Origin of the sequence: Rothia sp. HMSC078H08 (genome assembly GCF_001808955.1) — a bacterium.
GTDB lineage: Bacteria > Actinomycetota > Actinomycetes > Actinomycetales > Micrococcaceae > Rothia.
This window is the reverse complement of record NZ_KV795253.1, coordinates 42,834-59,604: the sequence shown is the minus strand read 5'-3', so window position 1 is coordinate 59,604 and position 16,771 is coordinate 42,834. Positions and strand designations below refer to the sequence as shown.

General features: G+C 58.4%; 15 protein-coding genes and 1 pseudogene. 9 read left to right on the top strand and 7 right to left on the bottom strand.

Annotation, left to right across the window (positions count from 1 at the left end; genetic code table 11):
* Positions 1-44: 44 nt before the first annotated feature.
* The 3 genes from HMPREF2528_RS03140 to HMPREF2528_RS03130 all read right to left on the bottom strand — a co-directional run bounded on the left by HMPREF2528_RS03140 (position 45) and on the right by HMPREF2528_RS03130 (position 3,503).
* On the bottom strand, positions 45-746 hold the full coding sequence (locus tag HMPREF2528_RS03140) for a TetR/AcrR family transcriptional regulator (protein WP_049352268.1): 702 nt from the start codon (positions 744-746) through the stop codon (positions 45-47).
* A gap of 264 nt (positions 747-1,010) precedes the next feature.
* Entirely contained in the window at positions 1,011-2,666 is a 1,656-nt protein-coding gene (locus tag HMPREF2528_RS03135; protein ID WP_083297869.1) for a sensor histidine kinase, read from the bottom strand.
* A 93-nt stretch (positions 2,667-2,759) separates the two neighbouring features.
* On the bottom strand, positions 2,760-3,503 hold the full coding sequence (locus HMPREF2528_RS03130; protein ID WP_012902660.1) for a response regulator transcription factor: 744 nt from the start codon (positions 3,501-3,503) through the stop codon (positions 2,760-2,762).
* 249 nt (positions 3,504-3,752) lie between these two features.
* On the opposite strand from HMPREF2528_RS03130, the gene HMPREF2528_RS03125 reads away from it, so the two are divergent.
* The 7 genes and pseudogenes from HMPREF2528_RS03125 to HMPREF2528_RS03100 all read left to right on the top strand — a co-directional run bounded on the left by HMPREF2528_RS03125 (position 3,753) and on the right by HMPREF2528_RS03100 (position 9,603).
* Positions 3,753-4,622: a PRD domain-containing protein gene (locus tag HMPREF2528_RS03125; RefSeq protein ID WP_049360181.1), complete on the top strand. Its 870-nt coding sequence runs from the start codon at positions 3,753-3,755 to the stop codon at positions 4,620-4,622.
* Positions 4,623-5,310: 688 nt separating this feature from the next.
* Positions 5,311-6,291: a mannose/fructose/sorbose PTS transporter subunit IIA gene (locus tag HMPREF2528_RS03120; protein ID WP_049338637.1), complete on the top strand. Its 981-nt coding sequence runs from the start codon at positions 5,311-5,313 to the stop codon at positions 6,289-6,291.
* Positions 6,288-6,362, top strand: a pseudogene (locus tag HMPREF2528_RS09315) (hypothetical protein); the annotation flags it as partial. The gene HMPREF2528_RS03120 and the pseudogene HMPREF2528_RS09315, both read left to right, overlap by 4 nt.
* Before the next feature lie 49 nt (positions 6,363-6,411).
* A complete protein-coding gene (locus HMPREF2528_RS03115) occupies positions 6,412-7,155 on the top strand; it encodes a PTS mannose/fructose/sorbose transporter subunit IIC (RefSeq protein WP_305793916.1) in 744 nt (247 codons plus the stop codon).
* Positions 7,156-7,166: 11 nt separating this feature from the next.
* On the top strand, positions 7,167-8,021 hold the full coding sequence (locus tag HMPREF2528_RS03110) for a PTS system mannose/fructose/sorbose family transporter subunit IID (protein ID WP_012902656.1): 855 nt from the start codon (positions 7,167-7,169) through the stop codon (positions 8,019-8,021).
* Between the two features lie 171 nt (positions 8,022-8,192).
* A complete protein-coding gene (locus HMPREF2528_RS03105; protein ID WP_070542307.1) occupies positions 8,193-8,966 on the top strand; it encodes an HAD-IIB family hydrolase in 774 nt (257 codons plus the stop codon).
* A 127-nt stretch (positions 8,967-9,093) separates the two neighbouring features.
* Positions 9,094-9,603 carry a hypothetical protein gene (locus HMPREF2528_RS03100; protein WP_210397090.1) on the top strand — a complete coding sequence of 170 codons (510 nt, stop codon included), beginning with the start codon at positions 9,094-9,096 and terminating at the stop codon, positions 9,601-9,603.
* 184 nt (positions 9,604-9,787) lie between these two features.
* On the opposite strand, the gene HMPREF2528_RS03095 is transcribed toward HMPREF2528_RS03100, so the two are convergent.
* From HMPREF2528_RS03095 to HMPREF2528_RS03080, 4 genes are all read right to left on the bottom strand, one after another.
* Positions 9,788-10,153 carry a hypothetical protein gene (locus tag HMPREF2528_RS03095; RefSeq protein ID WP_012902653.1) on the bottom strand — a complete coding sequence of 122 codons (366 nt, stop codon included), beginning with the start codon at positions 10,151-10,153 and terminating at the stop codon, positions 9,788-9,790.
* An 11-nt stretch (positions 10,154-10,164) separates the two neighbouring features.
* Positions 10,165-10,692: a hypothetical protein gene (locus HMPREF2528_RS03090; protein ID WP_070542303.1), complete on the bottom strand. Its 528-nt coding sequence runs from the start codon at positions 10,690-10,692 to the stop codon at positions 10,165-10,167.
* Between the two features lie 193 nt (positions 10,693-10,885).
* Entirely contained in the window at positions 10,886-12,628 is a 1,743-nt protein-coding gene (locus HMPREF2528_RS03085; protein ID WP_070542299.1) for a cation:proton antiporter, read from the bottom strand.
* Between the two features lie 249 nt (positions 12,629-12,877).
* The gene (locus HMPREF2528_RS03080; RefSeq protein ID WP_049340057.1) at positions 12,878-13,828 is read right to left on the bottom strand and encodes a hypothetical protein; all 951 of its coding nucleotides are present in this window, start codon (positions 13,826-13,828) and stop codon (positions 12,878-12,880) included.
* A 291-nt stretch (positions 13,829-14,119) separates the two neighbouring features.
* Here HMPREF2528_RS03080 and HMPREF2528_RS03075 point away from each other — a divergent pair, with 291 nt between their 5' ends.
* Entirely contained in the window at positions 14,120-14,722 is a 603-nt protein-coding gene (locus tag HMPREF2528_RS03075; protein WP_070542296.1) for a TetR/AcrR family transcriptional regulator, read from the top strand.
* Positions 14,723-14,979: 257 nt separating this feature from the next.
* A complete protein-coding gene (locus HMPREF2528_RS03070) occupies positions 14,980-16,377 on the top strand; it encodes a galactokinase (protein ID WP_070542293.1) in 1,398 nt (465 codons plus the stop codon).
* The last annotated feature ends 394 nt before the right edge of the window (positions 16,378-16,771 follow it).

The window sequence follows — 16,771 nt, the reverse complement described above, 5'->3', positions numbered from 1 at the left end:
GAGGTGCCCGAAGCGAGAGTGTTTGAGCGTTAACGCTATGGGGCTTAGCTTGCGAATTCGCCCTGGACCAGACGACCCAGGTAGTCGAGTGCTTCGAGTACGCACTGGCGCATTGCTTCAATGGCGAGTGCTTCGGGGTGGGTGCCTTCGGGGGCTTCCGCTGCGACCTTGACCGTCATTTCTTCGGCGCGGGTGAGGTAGTAGTAGACGCCTTCACCGATGGTTTCGGCGAGGTTGGAGGCGAAGACTGCCACGCGCAGGTAGGGCAGGTCGGGGTACGCCTCGAGGTACTGCTCAAGGAAGATGTCGTAGGTGCGCTCGAGGATGACGTGCGAATATTCTTCGAACTTCGCGGGGCTGTCCATTTCGAGGGCGTAGAGCAGGTGTGCGAAGGGTGCGATGTACTCTTCGAGGGTGTTGCTCATGAAGACCTTGCGGGCAATGGAGAGCATTTCGGCTTCCATGCTTGCGTTTTCACCGGAGATGGTGAAGTCGCATTCTTCGAAGATGCGGTTGAAGTACTGGTTCATGCGGGTGACCAGCACGTCGTCTACGGAGGCGAAGTGGTTGAAGATGGTGCGGCGGGAGACGCCTGCGCGTTCCGCGAGTGCTTCTGCGTTGAGGGCGCCGTAGCCGCCCTCGAGGATGAGGGATTCTGCTGCCTCAACGATTGCGATGCGGTTCTCTGCCTTGCGGGCGGAACGCTTGTCCGTGATGTTTGCGGGGGATTCAACAAGATTAGCCATGCTTTTTACAATACGCGCAATGTTTCACCGGGAGTAACTATTTGGGGGTTAGATTCACCACATATTTGCACTCAAGGCAATAAACTTGAAGTGCAGATTTAATCTTTACTCAACAAGCAATTTAGTGTTTTAGCACGTCAGGGCGCTATAACACCCCAAAAACGCGCACCAAGGGGCGGGGTATGCACAACACACCCCACCCCCTCGAGCACTCCCCCGGCTCCCCGCTCAGCGAGCCGCTCAGCAAGCCACCGAGCAGGCGCATTAGGCGCGCGCCGCCTCCAAAGGCAGACGCACCGTAAAGACCGTATGCCCAGGCTGACTCTGCGCCTGAATCGAACCGCCGTGCGCCTGCACAATCGCCTGCACAATTGCCAGTCCCAGGCCGGTGGTGCCATCCGAACCGGAACGCGCCTTATCGGCACGGGTGAAGCGGTCAAAAATCTTCGGCAAGAAGTCCGGGGCAATACCCGGACCGTTATCGGTCACGGTCACCACGGCTTCACGGCGTGCAGTATCCACGGCCAGGCCAGCGGTCACTCGAGTACCCTCGTCCGTGTGCTTGCGGGCATTCGAGAGCAGGTTCAAGATCACGCGCTGAATCTGGGAGCGGTCGGCAACAACCTCAACCGGCTCGTCAGGCAGGTTCAGGTGCCATTCGTGGGTGCGCGCTGCCGCCTGCATGTCGGAGGTGCATTCAAGCACCAGCTCGGTCAGGTCAACCTGCTCAAACTTGGGTTCGCGACCCTCGTCCAGGCGAGCGAGGGTCAGCAGATCCTCAACTAGGCGGGACATACGTTCGGTCTGCGAGTCGATACGCGCCAGGGAGGACTGGCCGGATTCGCTGAGCGGCTCGGTCCAGCGGAGCATATCGGAGTACCCCTTAATGGCGGCAAGGGGCGTGCGTAGCTCGTGGGAGGCGTCCGCAATAAAGGCGCGAATCTGGTGTTCGGTACGTTCGCGCACCTCGAGGGCGGAGTTCACGTTATCCAGCAGCTGATTGAGGGCGTAGCCCACGGCACCCACTTCGGTGCGCGGATCGGAATCACGCGGTTCCACTCGCACCGCCGAGGAGATGGTGTGCTCTTCCAGGTCCAGGTGCGCAACATCGGTTGCCACCGCGGAGACTCGCTCCAGGGGCTTCATGGTGCCGCGAATAATGTAGGAGCCCGCCACGCCGGCACCAACCATCACGGCGATGGAACCGAGGGCTACCACAATCACGAAGATGGTGAGGGTCTGCTGTACGTTGGCGAGCGGAATACCAACCACCTGGGCATCGGCGCTGCTATTAGCCTTCGGGGTGATTTTGATGAGGTACAGGCCGGATTCCAGCTTGACCTCTTGGACTTCTTCCCTAGTGGCATTCAGTGCCATGGTTCCGAGGGTTACCTGGTCGTTGGCGGAAAGGGTTTGTACGGTGCCCTCCTTGGTGAGCTTGCTGGCGATTTCTACGGCACCTTCGGATTCCACGCAGGTGATGATAGTTCCGGACGCCTGACCGGGCGCAAAGAGGGAGCTGCTCTTCTGCAGGTCGCTGCAGTCCACTTCTTCTCGCTTGCCGTCTCGGGAGGTCGGCTGCACTACGCGGTGGCTGGTTTCTTTGAGGTCGCTTTGTGCCTGCTGGTAGAGGGAGTTCTGCAGGGTCACGTAGGTGGACAGGCCAATGATGAGGCATGCAATGCCGAGGGCTGTCACGAGGATGGCGATAAGGCGCGAACGCAGGTGGGGTACGTACCCGAGCTCTTCGGGGGATGCCTCGGGGTTCCTCATGCTCTTCCAGGCTGCGCGTAGGCGCACAAAGAAGTTCCCCGGGGAGGGTGCGGAACCATCCTGCGCGGGGGAACCCGCACGTAGGGGGCGGGTTGCTTCGTTATCCGGGGAGGCGGTTTCACCGGGTGAGTAGGAGCCCACGAACATCCTTTCTTTCTATATTCGAAATACAGAATATAACTGATATGGCGCGGTATAACCGGGTGTTATACCGCGCCATATGAAGAGCAGAGAATAAACTTAGACGGCGGGACGCAGCACGTAACCGGCACCGCGCACGGTGTGAATCATCGGTTCGCGACCCACATCAATCTTCTTACGCAGGTACGAGATGTACAGCTCCACAATATTTGCCTGACCACCAAAATCGTAGTTCCAGACGTTATCAAGAATCTGGCTCTTGGAGACCACGCGCTTCGCGTTCTCCATGAGGTAGCGCAGCAGGTCGAACTGGGTTGCAGTGAGGTTAATCTGCTCGCCACCGCGGGTCACCTCGCGGGTGTCCTGGTTCAGCACCAGGTCGCCAACGACCAGCTCAGCATCATCAATGGAGGCAACACCGGAGCGCTGCACCAGGCGGTGCAAACGGATCATGACCTCTTCCATGGAGAAGGGCTTAGTCACGTAGTCGTCCGCACCGGCGGCAAGGCCCTCGATACGGTTATCAACCGAATCCTTAGCGGTCAGAAAGAGGCAGGGAACCTCGGGGTAGAACTTGCGGATACGGGAGAGCAACTCCAGGCCGTCGAAGCCGGGCATCATAATATCCAGCACAAGCACGTCGGGGCGCCAATCGCGCGCAATCGCGAGCGCGGAGGGGCCGTCGCCTGCGGACTGCACCTCCCAGCCGATCATTTTCAGACCCATGCTGACGAGTTCTTTGAGCATCTCCTCATCATCAACAACGAGGGCGCGGATGGGGCTACCGTCCGGATGCTCTAGTGTGGGAAGGTTCTTTGCGATTTCGGTTGCTTTGCTGCTCATGTGATTAAGGGTATCGCGATTTAGGGTTCGCGGTGAGGCGGGAGCCGGTTTTCAGCCGCAAACTTATGGAATGCTTGCCCGCGTCACAGCTGGGGCACAGCTTTACCCCGCATTTGCGCGTCAACCCTTCATGACAGCTTCAAACTTTCGGTAGAATTTGTACTAGCTTAGGTAACGCTCAATCACCTTTGCGTATCTTTTGAATTTGCCGTTTCTGTTCCGGCGACCAACACCCGCAAAGGAGGACACATGCGCATTAGCCGTATCTATAACAATAATGTTGTCCTCACTGTGGATCATTTGGGCAAGGAGTCCGTGATGATTGGTCGCGGCATTGCCTTTGGTAAGCGTAAGGGTCAGCTGATTGACCCGTCTGCGGTGGAGCAGACGTTTGTGCCGGAGCAGGGCATGTCGGGTGAGCGTTTGAGTATGACTCTGTCTGAGATTCCGGCGGAGATTCTGTCGATTGCCACGCTTTTGGAGTCGAAGGTGCGCGCCGAGGGTGCGCTGGAGCTGTCGAACTCGTTTATTCTTCCGCTGGCTGATCACCTGCACTATGCGGTGGTTCGTGCGCGTGACGGGGTGCGGGTGCAGTATCCGCTCGCCCCGGAGGTGACTGTTCTCTACCCACGCGAGGTGGAGTACGGCCGCGCAGTGTTGGCGATGGTTCGCGAGCGCCTGCAGGTTGAGCTGGACCCGAACGAGGCTATCCCCCTCGCGTTGCACCTGGTCAATGCACAATTTGCGACGGCAGACATGTCTCAGGCATTCCGCATGACTGAGGTTTTCGCGCAGGTTTTTGAAATTATTGAGGCAAGCTACGAGCGCAAGCTCGACCCGGATTCCATGAGTGCGGCACGTTTTGTGACGCACCTGCGGTACCTGTTTGTGCGGGCGAGCCGCGCCTCCGCAAATCGTGCGGAGGATGTTGATGAGGTGTCGCAGCCGAGTTTGTTGGCTGCTCTTCGTGCGGATGCACCGCGCGCCTACGCGTGTGCACAGAAGGTTTTGTTGGTGCTGCAGATGCAGTTGAAGCAGACCCTGACTCGTGATGAGTTGACGTATTTGACGATTCATATTGCGCGCCTGGCGCGGGATATGTGGGGCATTAACGCCTAGCGTTGGTGCTTCCAAAAAATGCAGGGGCGAAAGCGGTTGGAGGGTACTCCGGCCGCTTTTCTGTATCCGCCGCTTTTCTGTATCCAGGTTTGGGGGCGCGCCGGGCGGAACGTGGCCGTTAAAGGTGGGTTGCTATTTATATATACAACCTGTCACTAAATTGTCGTTTTCCCGGGTTTTCCTTCGCGCGTTAGCGCGTCGATTTAAATTTTGAAATGACGGTTTATAGCGGCGTATTCCAGAAATACCATTCTGTGGACAGACCGCAGGAAAATGTGGGTTTTTTATTAATCCCACATCTTTTGATTCGCACACTCATTTTTTGCTCGGTATTTTCTTTGTAAATCATTTTCTCGCACTCGTGCGCTCCACATATTCCACGTCAAACACCTCGCCAGTCCATCAGCAAGACGCCAATACTCCCGAATTTTCGCGAGAGTAACGCTAACCCCTTCGCGCAGACAAGCATTTTTCGGTGTTCTGTTTAAATTTTTTACACCCTGGCAATAAATACGTGTTTTGACATCAAAAACCCATATTCCAACACTTGAAAAAATGTCACAAGAACCTAAAGTGTGCATGCTCAGAAAAAACCCACAAAACACAAAAACAACGTGTTACTATCTGAGAATTATGAGGCTCCTCACGGGGCCACTACACACCATGTCACGAACACGAGAGGACCACTATGGTCACTATCATTGTGGCGGCACACGGCGAGTCGGCTCCGGCTCTGCTGAAGACCGCCGGCATGATCCTCGGTAACTTCGAAAACGTCCACCCGGTCACGTTCCTGCCGGGTCAGGGCCCCGAAGATCTCGTCGAAGAGTACACCCGCATCGTTGAGGCGTCTGAAGCAGAAGAAACCCTGCTGCTGGTCGATCTCTTCGGCGGTAGCCCCTACAACGCCGGTGCGCAGTTCGCAGCCACCCGCGAGGGCGTCGACGTCGTCTCCGGTGTCAACGTACCGATGCTTATTGAGGTCATCTCCGGCGCAGGCCGTAAGAACGCAACCCTCAAGTCCCTGGTCGCTAAGGCGCACAAAGCTGGCACTAAGGGTATTCGCTCCTTCCAGGAGGCGAATCAGCCCGCAGCCGCCAAGCCCGCCGAGGCGAAGCCCGCAGAGACCAAGGCGGTCGAGGTTCCGGTTGCTCAGCAGGTTCCCGGCGGCACCATGGACGCTATCTTCACCCGCATCGACTCCCGCCTGATTCACGGTCAGGTGGCAGGCACCTGGGTTCCGCATATCGCACCGCAGACCTTCATCGCGGCATCCGATAATGCGGCACACGATCAGCTGCGCAAGTCCCTGCTGCTGCAGGTCGCGCCGACCAGCGTGAAGACCAATGTCCTGGACATCGCTAAAGCTGGCCGCGTGTACAACAACCCCAAGTACACCGGCATGAAGACCATGTTCGTCGTAGAATCCCCCGTTGACGTGGTGCGACTGCTCGACGAAGGCGTCAAGATCAACGAAGTGAACGTTGGTGGCGTCACCTTCAAGACCGGCATGGTTCAGCTCTCGGACGCAGTGTACGCCTCCGAGGAGCACCTGGAAGCCTACCGCGAACTCATTAAGCGCGGTGTGAAGCTGACGGTGCAGCAGCTGCCCAACCACTCCCCGGTTGATTTGGAAAAGATCCTCAAGCAGAAAGGCCTGGACGCATGAGCGCCCTGACGTTTATTCTCGTTGTTCTCGTGGCGTTCATTGCGGGCGTCGCATCCGTGGTGGACGAGCGTCAGTTCCACCGCCCCCTGGTCGCTTGTACCCTGATGGGTTTTGCGCTGGGTGACCCCGACTACCGGCATTATGCTCGGTGGCGCACTGGAGCTCATCGCCCTGGGCTGGATGAACGTCGGTGCGGCTATGGCTCCCGACTCGGCCCTGGCATCCACCATCTCCGCTGTTGTTGTGATTCAGGGTCACCAGGACATCACCACCGGTATTGCTATTGCTGTGCCGCTGGCTGCGGCAGGTCAGGTTCTGACCATTTTCGTTCGTACCATTACGGTGTTCTTCCAACATCAGGCTGATAATTTCGCGAAAACCGCGAACTTCCGCGGTATTGAGCTGATGCACATTAGCGGTATGGCTCTGCAGGGTCTGCGTGTGGCTATCCCGACCGCTATTGTGGCGCTGATTAGCTCCGAAGAGCTGACCCGCCTGCTGAACATGATTCCCACCGAGGTGACCGTTGGTCTGCGTATTGCCGGTGGCATGATCACCGTGGTCGGTTTCGCGATGGTCATCAACATGATGCGTTCGAAGGCTCTCATGCCCTTCTTCTTCCTCGGTTTCATTGCCGCTGCCGCTATCCCGGCAACCCAGTCGATTTCGATTGCTGGCACCGAGGGCGCGAAGGACCTTGTCGCAACCCTGTCCACCCCGGCACAGTTCAACCTGGTTGCTATCGGCCTGGTCGGCGCCTGCCTGGGTCTGCTGTACACGCAGCTGAACCCGCTCTTCCATAAGAGTGAGGCACCCGCCGTAGCACCGGCCGCCGCCAATGACCTCGACAACGAGCTCGAATAAGGAGCATTACCATGACTGAAAACAAGAACGTCGAGCTCGTTGAAGTTCCCGAGCTCACCCAGCGCGATAAGGTCGACACCTACATCCGCTCCACTTTCCTGCTCGGTTCGTTCAACTTCGAACGCATGCAGTCCATCGGTTTCGCGGTTTCCATGATTCCGGCCATTAAGCGCTTCTACACCAAGAAAGAAGACCAGGCGGAGGCGCTGACCCGCCACCTGGAGTTCTTCAACACCCAGCCGTGGGTTGCATCCTCGATTATGGGTGTGACCGCTGCGATGGAGCGTGAGAAGGCAGCCGGTAAGGATATCGACGAAGCCGCCATCACCAACGTTAAGGTGGGCCTGATGGGCCCACTGGCCGGTGTGGGCGACCCGATTTTCTGGGGTACCGCACGTATTGTGCTGGCGGCTTTGGGCGCATCCCTGGCGGTGACCGGCAATATTCTGGGCCCGCTGCTGTTCTTCTTCGGCATGACCGCAATTCGTTGGGCAACCCGCTGGTACGGCTTCAAGTACGGCTACGAGAAGGGCACCCAGATTGTGACCGAGGCGGGCGGCAACACCCTGCAGAAGATTACTCAGGGCGCCTCCGTGATGGGCCTGTTCGTGATGGGTGCTCTGGTGTACCGCTGGACGAGCGTGAACATTCCGTTGCCGCTGACTAGCTACACAAACCAGGCGGGCGAGACGGTAAATGTGACCGTCCAGTCCGTGCTGAACGATCTGCTGCCGGGCCTGGCCTCGCTGGGTCTGTGCTTCCTGTGCATGTGGCTTCTGAAGAAGAAGATTAACGCCATCTGGTTGATTTTCGCCCTCTTCGGCGTGGGCATCCTCGGTTCCTACCTGGGATTCCTGGCCCTCTAAAAATCTGAGGGATGAACCCTTTCACCCTTCTATGAGAGCGTGAGATTCAGGGGCTATATCTCAAGTGGCGGAGGTGCGGTCGGTACACTTAAAAGTACCGGCCGCGCCCCGTTTTTTATGGGTTGCGGCGCGCAGTTCGCGGCAACGTAGCCCTTCCGTGAAGGAGTTTTTATGACCAAGCTGATGGCTTTCGATTTGGACGGCACGATCCTGTTTAACCGAGCCGTGGAGCCTGCCAATGAGCGGGCGATTGCCCGCTGGCAGGCGGAGGGGAACCTGGCGGTTTCGTGCACGGGCAAGAGCATCTTTGCCACGCAACTGGCGCTGGAGCCGACCGCCATCCGCTTCGACTATCACGTGCTGTACACGGGTGCGGTGATTACCGACCGGGAGTACCGGGTGATCTACCATCAGCCTCTTCCGGTGAGTGTTGTGCAGGCGTGCTACGAGCATTTCAGCACCGTGGACGGTGTCGCCCTGTTCACGACCACTCTGGATAACGATTACAGCCTGTGCGACCGGGTGGGCTCCTCGACGAACATTCTGCCGGAGTTCACTCCCCTGCCGGCTGATGACCTGCAGAACCACGAGTACGTGGGTGTGCCCCTGTGGATTCCGGATGCGCAGGTGCGCGAGGCGGCGTACGCCTGGATTCTTGAGCGTTTTGGCAACTCGGTGGACTGCCACAAGAACCAGGATTTCCTGGATATCGTGCCACCCGCCTGCACGAAGGGCACCGGTCTGCAGCATCTGGTGGAGTACCTGCAGTCGGAGCATCCGGGCACCTCCTATGAGGTGTACACGATTGGTGACTCGTGGAACGATATCGACATGCACCGCTACGCTGACCGTTCGGCGTCGTTCAGCTACTCCCCCGACGAAGTCAAGGCCGTCACCACCGATTGTGTGGATAAGGCGTACGAGTTTATTGAGGCTTCCCTGTAGAAGCTCTCTCGGCAGCATTTAGGCGCGGCGAGCGCTGAGCCTGCCAGCCACTTCCGCGTGCTCGCCGCCCACTCCCCCGTTTCACGTGAAACACCCGTTACGTTTCTTTACCCCAGTCAGGTTTTCCATGTGCCCGTCCGCTTCTCAGCCCAGTAAGAACCAGCCCAGCAAGAATCAGTCCCGGAAGAGCCAGCAGGCCGAGCCTGCTCAGTCCTACGACCCGTCCAGCTTCTCTGACACCTTCCGCGCTATGGCGCGTGAATCACTCGTGAAGAACCAGAAGAACCGCCCGGACTCCCCCATCGTTTCCATTTCCCCGGTGCTGATTGTTTTGGGTGCCATTGCGGCGGCGCTGTACGGGCTGTGGCAGAGCTGGGCGTGCCTCATTCCGCTGGTGCTGATTCTGGTGCTCATGTGGGTGCGCTACACGATGCAGCGTCAGGCTCTCAGGGATTTTGCGGAGCTGGAGGCGGCACGCACCGCATGGAAGAAGACCCGGGATCGCCAGTATCTGGAACTCATGGCGGCGCAGTCCGAGCGCATCCTGAACGAAAATAAGGCGCTGACCAAGCAGGCTCGCGCGCATGTGCAGGAGTACGCGGATTTCGCGGCGCAGAAGCTGGGTGCTCAGCGCTAAAGCCCCCGCTGCGCTGCGCTCGCCCCTCCTCTCCAAAACAAAAGTATTCGACGAGCGTTAGTCGAGGTGAGCGTTCAGGCACCCAAAAGACCGTAACCACTCCCCTGTACGGGGGGCGGTTACGGTCTTTTATTCACGTCAGATACTCTCTGCGGGGGTCTTTTACGTCTTAGGGGGTTACACCCTAGTTGGTCTTCTGCGCGGGTGCTTCAGCGGGCTCTTCTGCGGATTCCTCGACAGACTCCGCAGGTTCTTCGACTGCTTCGTCAGTGACCGGGGCGTCGTCAGTGACCGGGGCGTCGTCCAATCGCTGCACTACAGCGGGGCGGTCATCAAAGCCGCGGCGGGTGCCTCGGGCAGCCTTCGCGTCAAGGCTGTACAGCTGCTCGCGGTTCGTCAGCACCACCAGGGTCATGGCATTCAGGCAGACACCCACAATGCACAGAATCCAGCCGATCAGCATGAACCGACCACCGGAAAGCACCGCACCGGAAAGCATCAGGGCGATAGAGGCGAGGTACGCCGGGGAGAGCAAAAACTTCGTATTCACTACCGACCTACCTAGCGCGCATTGGAGCGGGGCTTGGTGGCGCGACCCGAACGGGGGCGCGAGGGCAGAACGCTCATGCGGCCGGATGCACGCTCAACAATCGGCTGGGATTCGGTGGGCTCTTCCTCACGAACCTCGGTAGCCTCTGCAGTTTCAGCGTGCTCGGTCGCCTCAACAGCCTCAGCGGCTTCAACGGGAGCCACTTCATGCTCAGCCTCTGCGGTTGCTTCCGCTGACTGCTCAGCAGCTTCGTGCTCAGCAGCTTCACGCTCTTCACGGCGGTGCTCTGCGCGCTCGCGGATACGGTTCTCCACGGAGGATTCGAAACCGTCCAGGTTGGTCACCAGTGCGGGGATCGGGTCACCCTTCGCCTTACCCACGGACAGCACAAAGGCAAGGACGTTCAGACCCAACGCAAGAATCAGAAGAATCCAGCCCAGCCAGATGAGCCAGGGACTAGAGGATCCGACCATGAGCGCGCCGCAAAAAATTACGCCGAGGGAGGTCAGGTACGCAGGCGAGAGAGTCTTGAAATCCATGTCTACTTTCAATGTGTTCGTGAGTTTGAGAGAGCTAACGTACGTTCACTACGTTTCCTGTCTCATTTTAGGTGATAGTTGAGGCTTAATCTGCTTCTGCCCCTGTCTATCGCCTGTGAGCTAAAGACCAGATGGCTTATCTCGGTGGCGTAGGCAGGGGCAGAAACGTAGTGTTCGCGCACGGGCGTACCGGCTAGGACTTGGGGGTTACCTCGTTAGTGACCAGGGGCGAGGCGGGCGCGTTCTCCACCACGGGGATTGCGCGGGTGCTCAGGGTGCCCTGGTGCTTCTTCCAGAGGTTGTAGCGTTCCATGGCGACCGCGCCGGCGGTCATGGCGGGCAGAATGAACATGCCGGAGGAGCGGATGCTTTCAGCCTGCGCCAGGATGTCCAGCTTACGCACCACGCGGGTCACGTCGTGGGAGTCGTAGCGGTCCTGCGCCGCAATGACCTCATTCTGCGCGGCGACGAGGGCGGCGTCGCGCAGGCGTACAAAGTCGTTCCTCTTGTCCTTAAGTTTCTCCATGTACTGCTTGTATTCTTCGGGCAGTGCCTCACTAATTTCGTCTCGGCGGGTAATGGCGGAGCACATTTCCTTCACGCGAGCGTAGGTTTCCGGGTCGGTGGTTGCCTTCGCTTCAGCCTGTAGCGCTTCAAGGGCGGCGTCCTGCGCAATTTGGAGCAGCTCGGGTACGGCGGTTTCTTCTTCATGGTTAGCCTGCACGCCAAGGACCTTCACGAGCAGGGGCAGGGTCAGGCCGGGCAGCACGAGGGTGAAGAAGAGTACGGAGAGCATCATGACGATGGCGTCCTGGCGTACCTGTTCGGTGCCGTTGACCACGGGGATGGACAGGGCAAGAATCAGGGTCACGAGGCCTCGCATGCCGGACCAGGTCATAACGATAACTTCAGCAAAGCTTTCGGGTGCACCCTCGTGGATGGGGTTCTTGCGTCCTGCCAGCCAGACGATGGTGAACCAGATGAGGCGCACCAGGATGGCGACCAGTGCGACCAGGGCACCGTCAGCGAAGAGGCTTGCGATACGGGAGGGGTCGGCGGTGGCGATGATACTACTTGCCTGCAGGCCGATGAGGCCGAAAGCGACACCGGTCATGAGCAGCTCAATAATCTGCCAGAAGGAGGTGGAGGAGAGGCGTTCTTCCGCTTCGAGTGCCGCCATGTATTTGGTGCTGGTGAACTGGATAGCGCCGATGACCACGGCAATAACGCCGGAGGCGTGCACGCTTTCAGCAGCGAGGTAGGCGCCGAAGGGGATCATGAGGGTCACGGCGTTGCTGGTGACCACGTCGTGGGCACGCTGGCGAACGTAGCCGCCAAGCCAGCCGAAGATATAACCAATAATGACCGCGAGGATCGAGCCGAGCACGAAGTCCTTGGCGACCGAGAGCGGCTCGATGTGGTGGCCGCTGGTCATGGAGTGGATTGCGGCGTGGAAGAGAACGATTGCGATAGCGTCGTTGAAGCTACCTTCGGTCTGCAGGGTGCCGATGAGGCGGCGGGGAATGCCGACGGGCTCAGCGACTGCTTCCACGGCGACGGGGTCGGGCGGGGAGACGGCGGCACCGACGGCAAGGGCGACGGCGATGGTCATGCCGGGGACCCACCACATGGCTGCGCTGGCAATTGCCAGGGCGGAGACGGTGGTGAGAAGGACCGAGTAGAGCAGTACGGATCTCCAGCGGCGGCGCAGGGTGCCCCAGGAGAATTTAACGCCGATGGCCCACAGTAGCGGCGGAAGGAAGATTGGCAGGATGATGTCACTGTCGATGGTGATGTCCGGTCGGTTGGGGATGAAGAGCGCGGCGGTGCCGAGCAGGGTCATCATGACCGGCCAGGGGAGGTTGAGTCGATCACCGACGCTGACCATAAACACGGTCGCAATCAGGATGATGACAATAACGGAGAGGTAAAGCATTGGTCCGGTGTTGTTCCTTTCGCGCGGCTAGGGTTAGTCGGCTACGTCTTTCTACTCTACCGGAGGGGCTCATTCCGCTTTTCGGATATGGGGGTTCTGCAGCGTTTATTGTGGTGTTGTTTACCTCTAAGCCTAATGCTCTTTACGGAATATAGAGTTTTCCCCTGAATATCTCTGCTTTTCAGCAGGTTATTCAGGGGAAAATTCTATATTTGGAATATATCGATTGGGGTAGCTACCTCTAGCAGATTACTTAGAGCCGCATCCACCAGCACCGCAGCCACAACCGCCAGCGGGAGCTTCCTCCACGACCGGTTCAGGCTCGTCGTGGCCACCACAGCAGCCACCCTTTTCTTCCTTTGGTTCGTCGTGGCCGCCGCAGCAACCGCCACCACCGTGGGAGTGACCGTGAGCCTCAGCCGGAGCTTCAGCGGAGGAACCGCATCCGCCCGAGCCGCAACCGCAACCACCGGCGGAAGGTGCCGGCTCCTCGTGGCTACCGCAGCCACCCGAGCCACAGCCACAACCGCCACCGTCAACCGAACCGCAGGCGGAGCCGCGTGCGTCGCGGTGACCCATGAGGTCCACGCCGAGGTCGGAGAGGTAACGCAGGTAGCCTGCGAGGGCGTCGCGTCCACCGGTGCCGGAGATGACGATGCCGCCGTGACGCAGTGCTTTGAGTACCTCGTTGACCATGGGCCACTGCTCAATATCATCGGTAATGGTGATGGCGCTGACCACGTGCATTGCGAGGGAGGTCAGCGAGCGCAGGGACTGTTCGTAGCCTTCGGGCAGGTGGATGACCTTGGCGGGTGCTGCCAGACGCAGGATGGACAGCACGCGCATGAGCATCATGGGTACTGCATTTTCGGGCAGTAGTACGGTCACGCCGATGGCGGAGGATTCTGCAATACGTTCAATGCTTGCCGCGAGTTCTTCGGAGTCGATATCGCGGGAGATATCCAGTACTTCGTAGGAGTCCACGGCGATGGAGCGGGTGCCGAGGGCGTCGGCGAGTGCTTCATCTTCGGTGTGGATCGCAATCATGTTGCGGAATTCGTTGCGGCGCACGACGGAGGCTGCCTCGATAAGGGTGAAGTCCTGTCCGTCACCGTCCACGAGGAGGGTGTGGATTTCTTCGCGGTTGAGGCCTTCGCCTGCGGTGGCGCGCTCGATTAGTTCAGAAAATGCATTGCTCATACCGAATATTAAACACCTGATTTTGGGGCGTTCGCCCGCGAGGTTTACCTGTCTTGGCGGTTTTGGGCGGTTTAAGACGTGATTTTATGCCGAGAGCGTGGGCGGCTACCTATTCTGTGTGTGCTGAAGCGTTTTTGGTGGCAAAAGTGCTCGTGAAACGCGAACCGTTCGCTCCGGGTGAGTGAGAATCAACATTGCTTTTTGGGTTTGTACCGCGTATTTGTGGGGTTTTTGTTTGCCACGGGGTGCATCTTGCTCCCGCAACAGATTTGAACACCCTAAAATGAAAGGGTGGTACTTTCCCGTGAAAAGATTCTAAATACCGCCTACGAGGTCTTGGCGACCTACGGTTTGGCGGACCTTTCCATGCGCCGACTTGCTCAGGAGCTTCACGTGGCTCCCGGCGCTCTGTACTACCACGTGAAGAATAAGCAGCAGCTTCTGATTCTGTTGGCGGATTACATTCTGGCTCGTGCCCCGAAGTCGATGTCGGAGGAGGCTGAGCCGAATCCGGAGGCTATTCGCGCTTCGATGATTCGCCGCGGTGATCTTCTGTTCTCTCTGCTGTACCCGATTCGTGAGTGCCCTGAGGTGGTGCGTTTGAGCTTGGCTCTGCACCCGCGTGAGTTGAAGCCGGTGGTGGCGATGGCTCATGAGTTCCAGGCGCTTGGTTTGGGTCATGCGGAGGCGCTACGTCGTGCTCGTTTGTTGACTCATATTGCGTTGAGCCTGGTGGAGGAGTATCAGACTCTGCCGCTGATTTCTCCGCAGGAGGCTGTGGCGAGCGGCGATGTTCCTCTGATTGAGAATGCGTTTAACCGTTACCGTCAGGATCTGCTTTCTGCGATTGATTCGATGATGGTGGTGCAGGAGCCTTATACGCAGGATGCGTAAGTCGCCTGTTCCTCTTTTGGTTTATTAGTTGTGTATGGTGCCCCGTGCCCCCTTGTGGGGGTGCGGGGCTTTTGCGTGCGTTGGTGCTGGCTGCTCTGCTGCGCGCTGATACCGGTGCGGTTTGGTGGCTGAGTCGATGTTTGCTGGTTTTCTGTTTTAGTCTAGAGGTGACACGTGCTCGCATCCGGGGTGTATCGGGTGCGGGTGGGGTGTTGTTTATGTCTTAGTGCCCTGTTGGGCTTTATCAGAGGTGTTCCATGTCGATGACCGCTACCGCCCAGTGGGCGGCTCTTCCGGACCATAGCGCGGAGATTGCGCGTGTGCGTGAGGAGTTTATTACTGCGTATGGTTATGAGCCGGATGGTGTGTGGTCTGCGCCTGGGCGTCTGAATCTTTTGGGCGAGTACATTGATTTTTTGGGTGGCTCGTGCCTGCCGATGCCGTTGCCGTACCGCACCTATGTGGCGGGTGCGTTGCGTCGTGATGGCGTGTTGCGCGCGGCTTCTTTGCAGATGCCCGGCGATGAGCGCACGGTCGTGATTCGCGATATTCAACCGGGTCATTTGAAGGGCTGGTTCACCTATGTGGCGGGTGTTGCGTGGGCGATGAATCAGGAGGGTGGCAGGGATATTATGCTGCCCGATGAGTTTGGTGCTGACCTGCTGATTAATTCTCGTGTTCCGGTGGGTGGCGGTTTGTCATCTTCGGCGGCTTTGGAGTGTTCGACGGCGTTGGCGTTGTTGGAGCTCTCGTGTCCGGTGCGTGATGAGTGCCCGGAAGCGGATGCTACCCCGGCTGATAGTGATGCGTTGCGTGCGCGTCTGGCTCAGGTGTGTATTACGGCTGAGAATAAGATGGCTGGCGCGCATACGGGTGGCCTGGATCAGACGGCGTCATTGCGTTCGTATCCGGAGCAGGCTCTGGTGGTTGATTTCCGTGATTTTTCGATCGAGCCGGTTGCGGTGGATATTGCCCAGCATGGCTTGAGTTTTTTGGTGATTGATACGAACACTCCGCATGAGCTGACGGATGGCGGTTTTGCGGCTCGTCGTGCGGCGTCTGAGGCGTGCGCTGATGCTTTGGGTCTGCGTTTTTTGCGTGATGCCCTACCGGAGGATTTGTCGTGTGCGGGTATGGATGCGCGTGCGGCAAAGGCGTGGCGTGCTGATTTGGTGGATTCTTCGGTGAATCGTGCCTTGGATGCTCTGGAGGACGCGGGTCGTCCGTGTTCGTTCCCGCGTGGTTGGGTGCGTCATGCGTTCCACGATATGACTCTGGTGGGTCGTGCGAGCTATCTGTTGCAGCATGCTGATGAGTTGGGCTTTGCGGCGTTTGAGGAGGCGGGCCGTATTTTCACGGAGTCGTTTGTGTCGATGCGTGATGAGTTGCGTGTTTCTCGCCCTGAGATTGATGATGCGGTGCAGGTGTGCCTGGATCGGGGCGCGTTGGGTGCCCGTATTGTGGGTGGTGGTTTTGGTGGCGCGGTGATGGCGCTGATTCCGACCTCTCAGATGGAGGCTGCCGCGGATGCGGTGGCGACTGCGTATGCTGTGCGCGGCTATGCGGCGCCTCGTTTTTTGCCGATGGTTGCTGGTTTTGCGGCGTCTCATGATTGGGCTGCGGGCGCTGATCCTACGGATATTCCGGTGTTGTAGGGTTGGGCGCTGAGGTCTGTCATAAATCGGCGGGGTGTCACAGGGGCGTTTTTTCGGGGTTTTGAACAATATTCATAGCTGGAAGTTTCCTGCGAGTTTCTGCAATTTTCCTCCGGTTATCCCCTGCAATAACGCGCTGATAAGCCATAATTTTTTGGTCGTTGGTCAAAAGTGGCGCCACGTTTTCTGAGGGTGGTTTTTCTTGCCTTCGCGGGTATGTACACTTATCGACGGACGCAATCCGTGAGCTGTAAAGTTTCGATGCGCATAGTCCGGCATATGGATAGCATCTACACTGGGTTCGACCGTCACATACAAGCCCAGCTTGCAGGTTTCGTCCACCAAAGCATCACACTCCAGTTTTCTGCCCGCCCCGGGCAGGCCCCTCACCCAG

Excerpts from the sequence above, each read along its gene's own strand:
- HMPREF2528_RS03140 (WP_049352268.1), bottom strand. The coding sequence starts at position 746 with ATGGCTAATCTTGTTGAATCCCCCGCAAACATCACGGACAAGCGTTCC.
- HMPREF2528_RS03135 (WP_083297869.1), bottom strand. The coding sequence starts at position 2,666 with ATGTTCGTGGGCTCCTACTCACCCGGTGAAACCGCCTCCCCGGATAAC.
- HMPREF2528_RS03130 (WP_012902660.1), bottom strand. The coding sequence starts at position 3,503 with ATGAGCAGCAAAGCAACCGAAATCGCAAAGAACCTTCCCACACTAGAG.
- HMPREF2528_RS03125 (WP_049360181.1), top strand. The coding sequence starts at position 3,753 with ATGCGCATTAGCCGTATCTATAACAATAATGTTGTCCTCACTGTGGAT.
- HMPREF2528_RS03120 (WP_049338637.1), top strand. The coding sequence starts at position 5,311 with ATGGTCACTATCATTGTGGCGGCACACGGCGAGTCGGCTCCGGCTCTG.
- HMPREF2528_RS03110 (WP_012902656.1), top strand. The coding sequence starts at position 7,167 with ATGACTGAAAACAAGAACGTCGAGCTCGTTGAAGTTCCCGAGCTCACC.
- HMPREF2528_RS03105 (WP_070542307.1), top strand. The coding sequence starts at position 8,193 with ATGACCAAGCTGATGGCTTTCGATTTGGACGGCACGATCCTGTTTAAC.
- HMPREF2528_RS03100 (WP_210397090.1), top strand. The coding sequence starts at position 9,094 with ATGTGCCCGTCCGCTTCTCAGCCCAGTAAGAACCAGCCCAGCAAGAAT.
- HMPREF2528_RS03090 (WP_070542303.1), bottom strand. The coding sequence starts at position 10,692 with ATGGATTTCAAGACTCTCTCGCCTGCGTACCTGACCTCCCTCGGCGTA.
- HMPREF2528_RS03085 (WP_070542299.1), bottom strand. The coding sequence starts at position 12,628 with ATGCTTTACCTCTCCGTTATTGTCATCATCCTGATTGCGACCGTGTTT.
- HMPREF2528_RS03080 (WP_049340057.1), bottom strand. The coding sequence starts at position 13,828 with ATGAGCAATGCATTTTCTGAACTAATCGAGCGCGCCACCGCAGGCGAA.
- HMPREF2528_RS03070 (WP_070542293.1), top strand. The coding sequence starts at position 14,980 with ATGTCGATGACCGCTACCGCCCAGTGGGCGGCTCTTCCGGACCATAGC.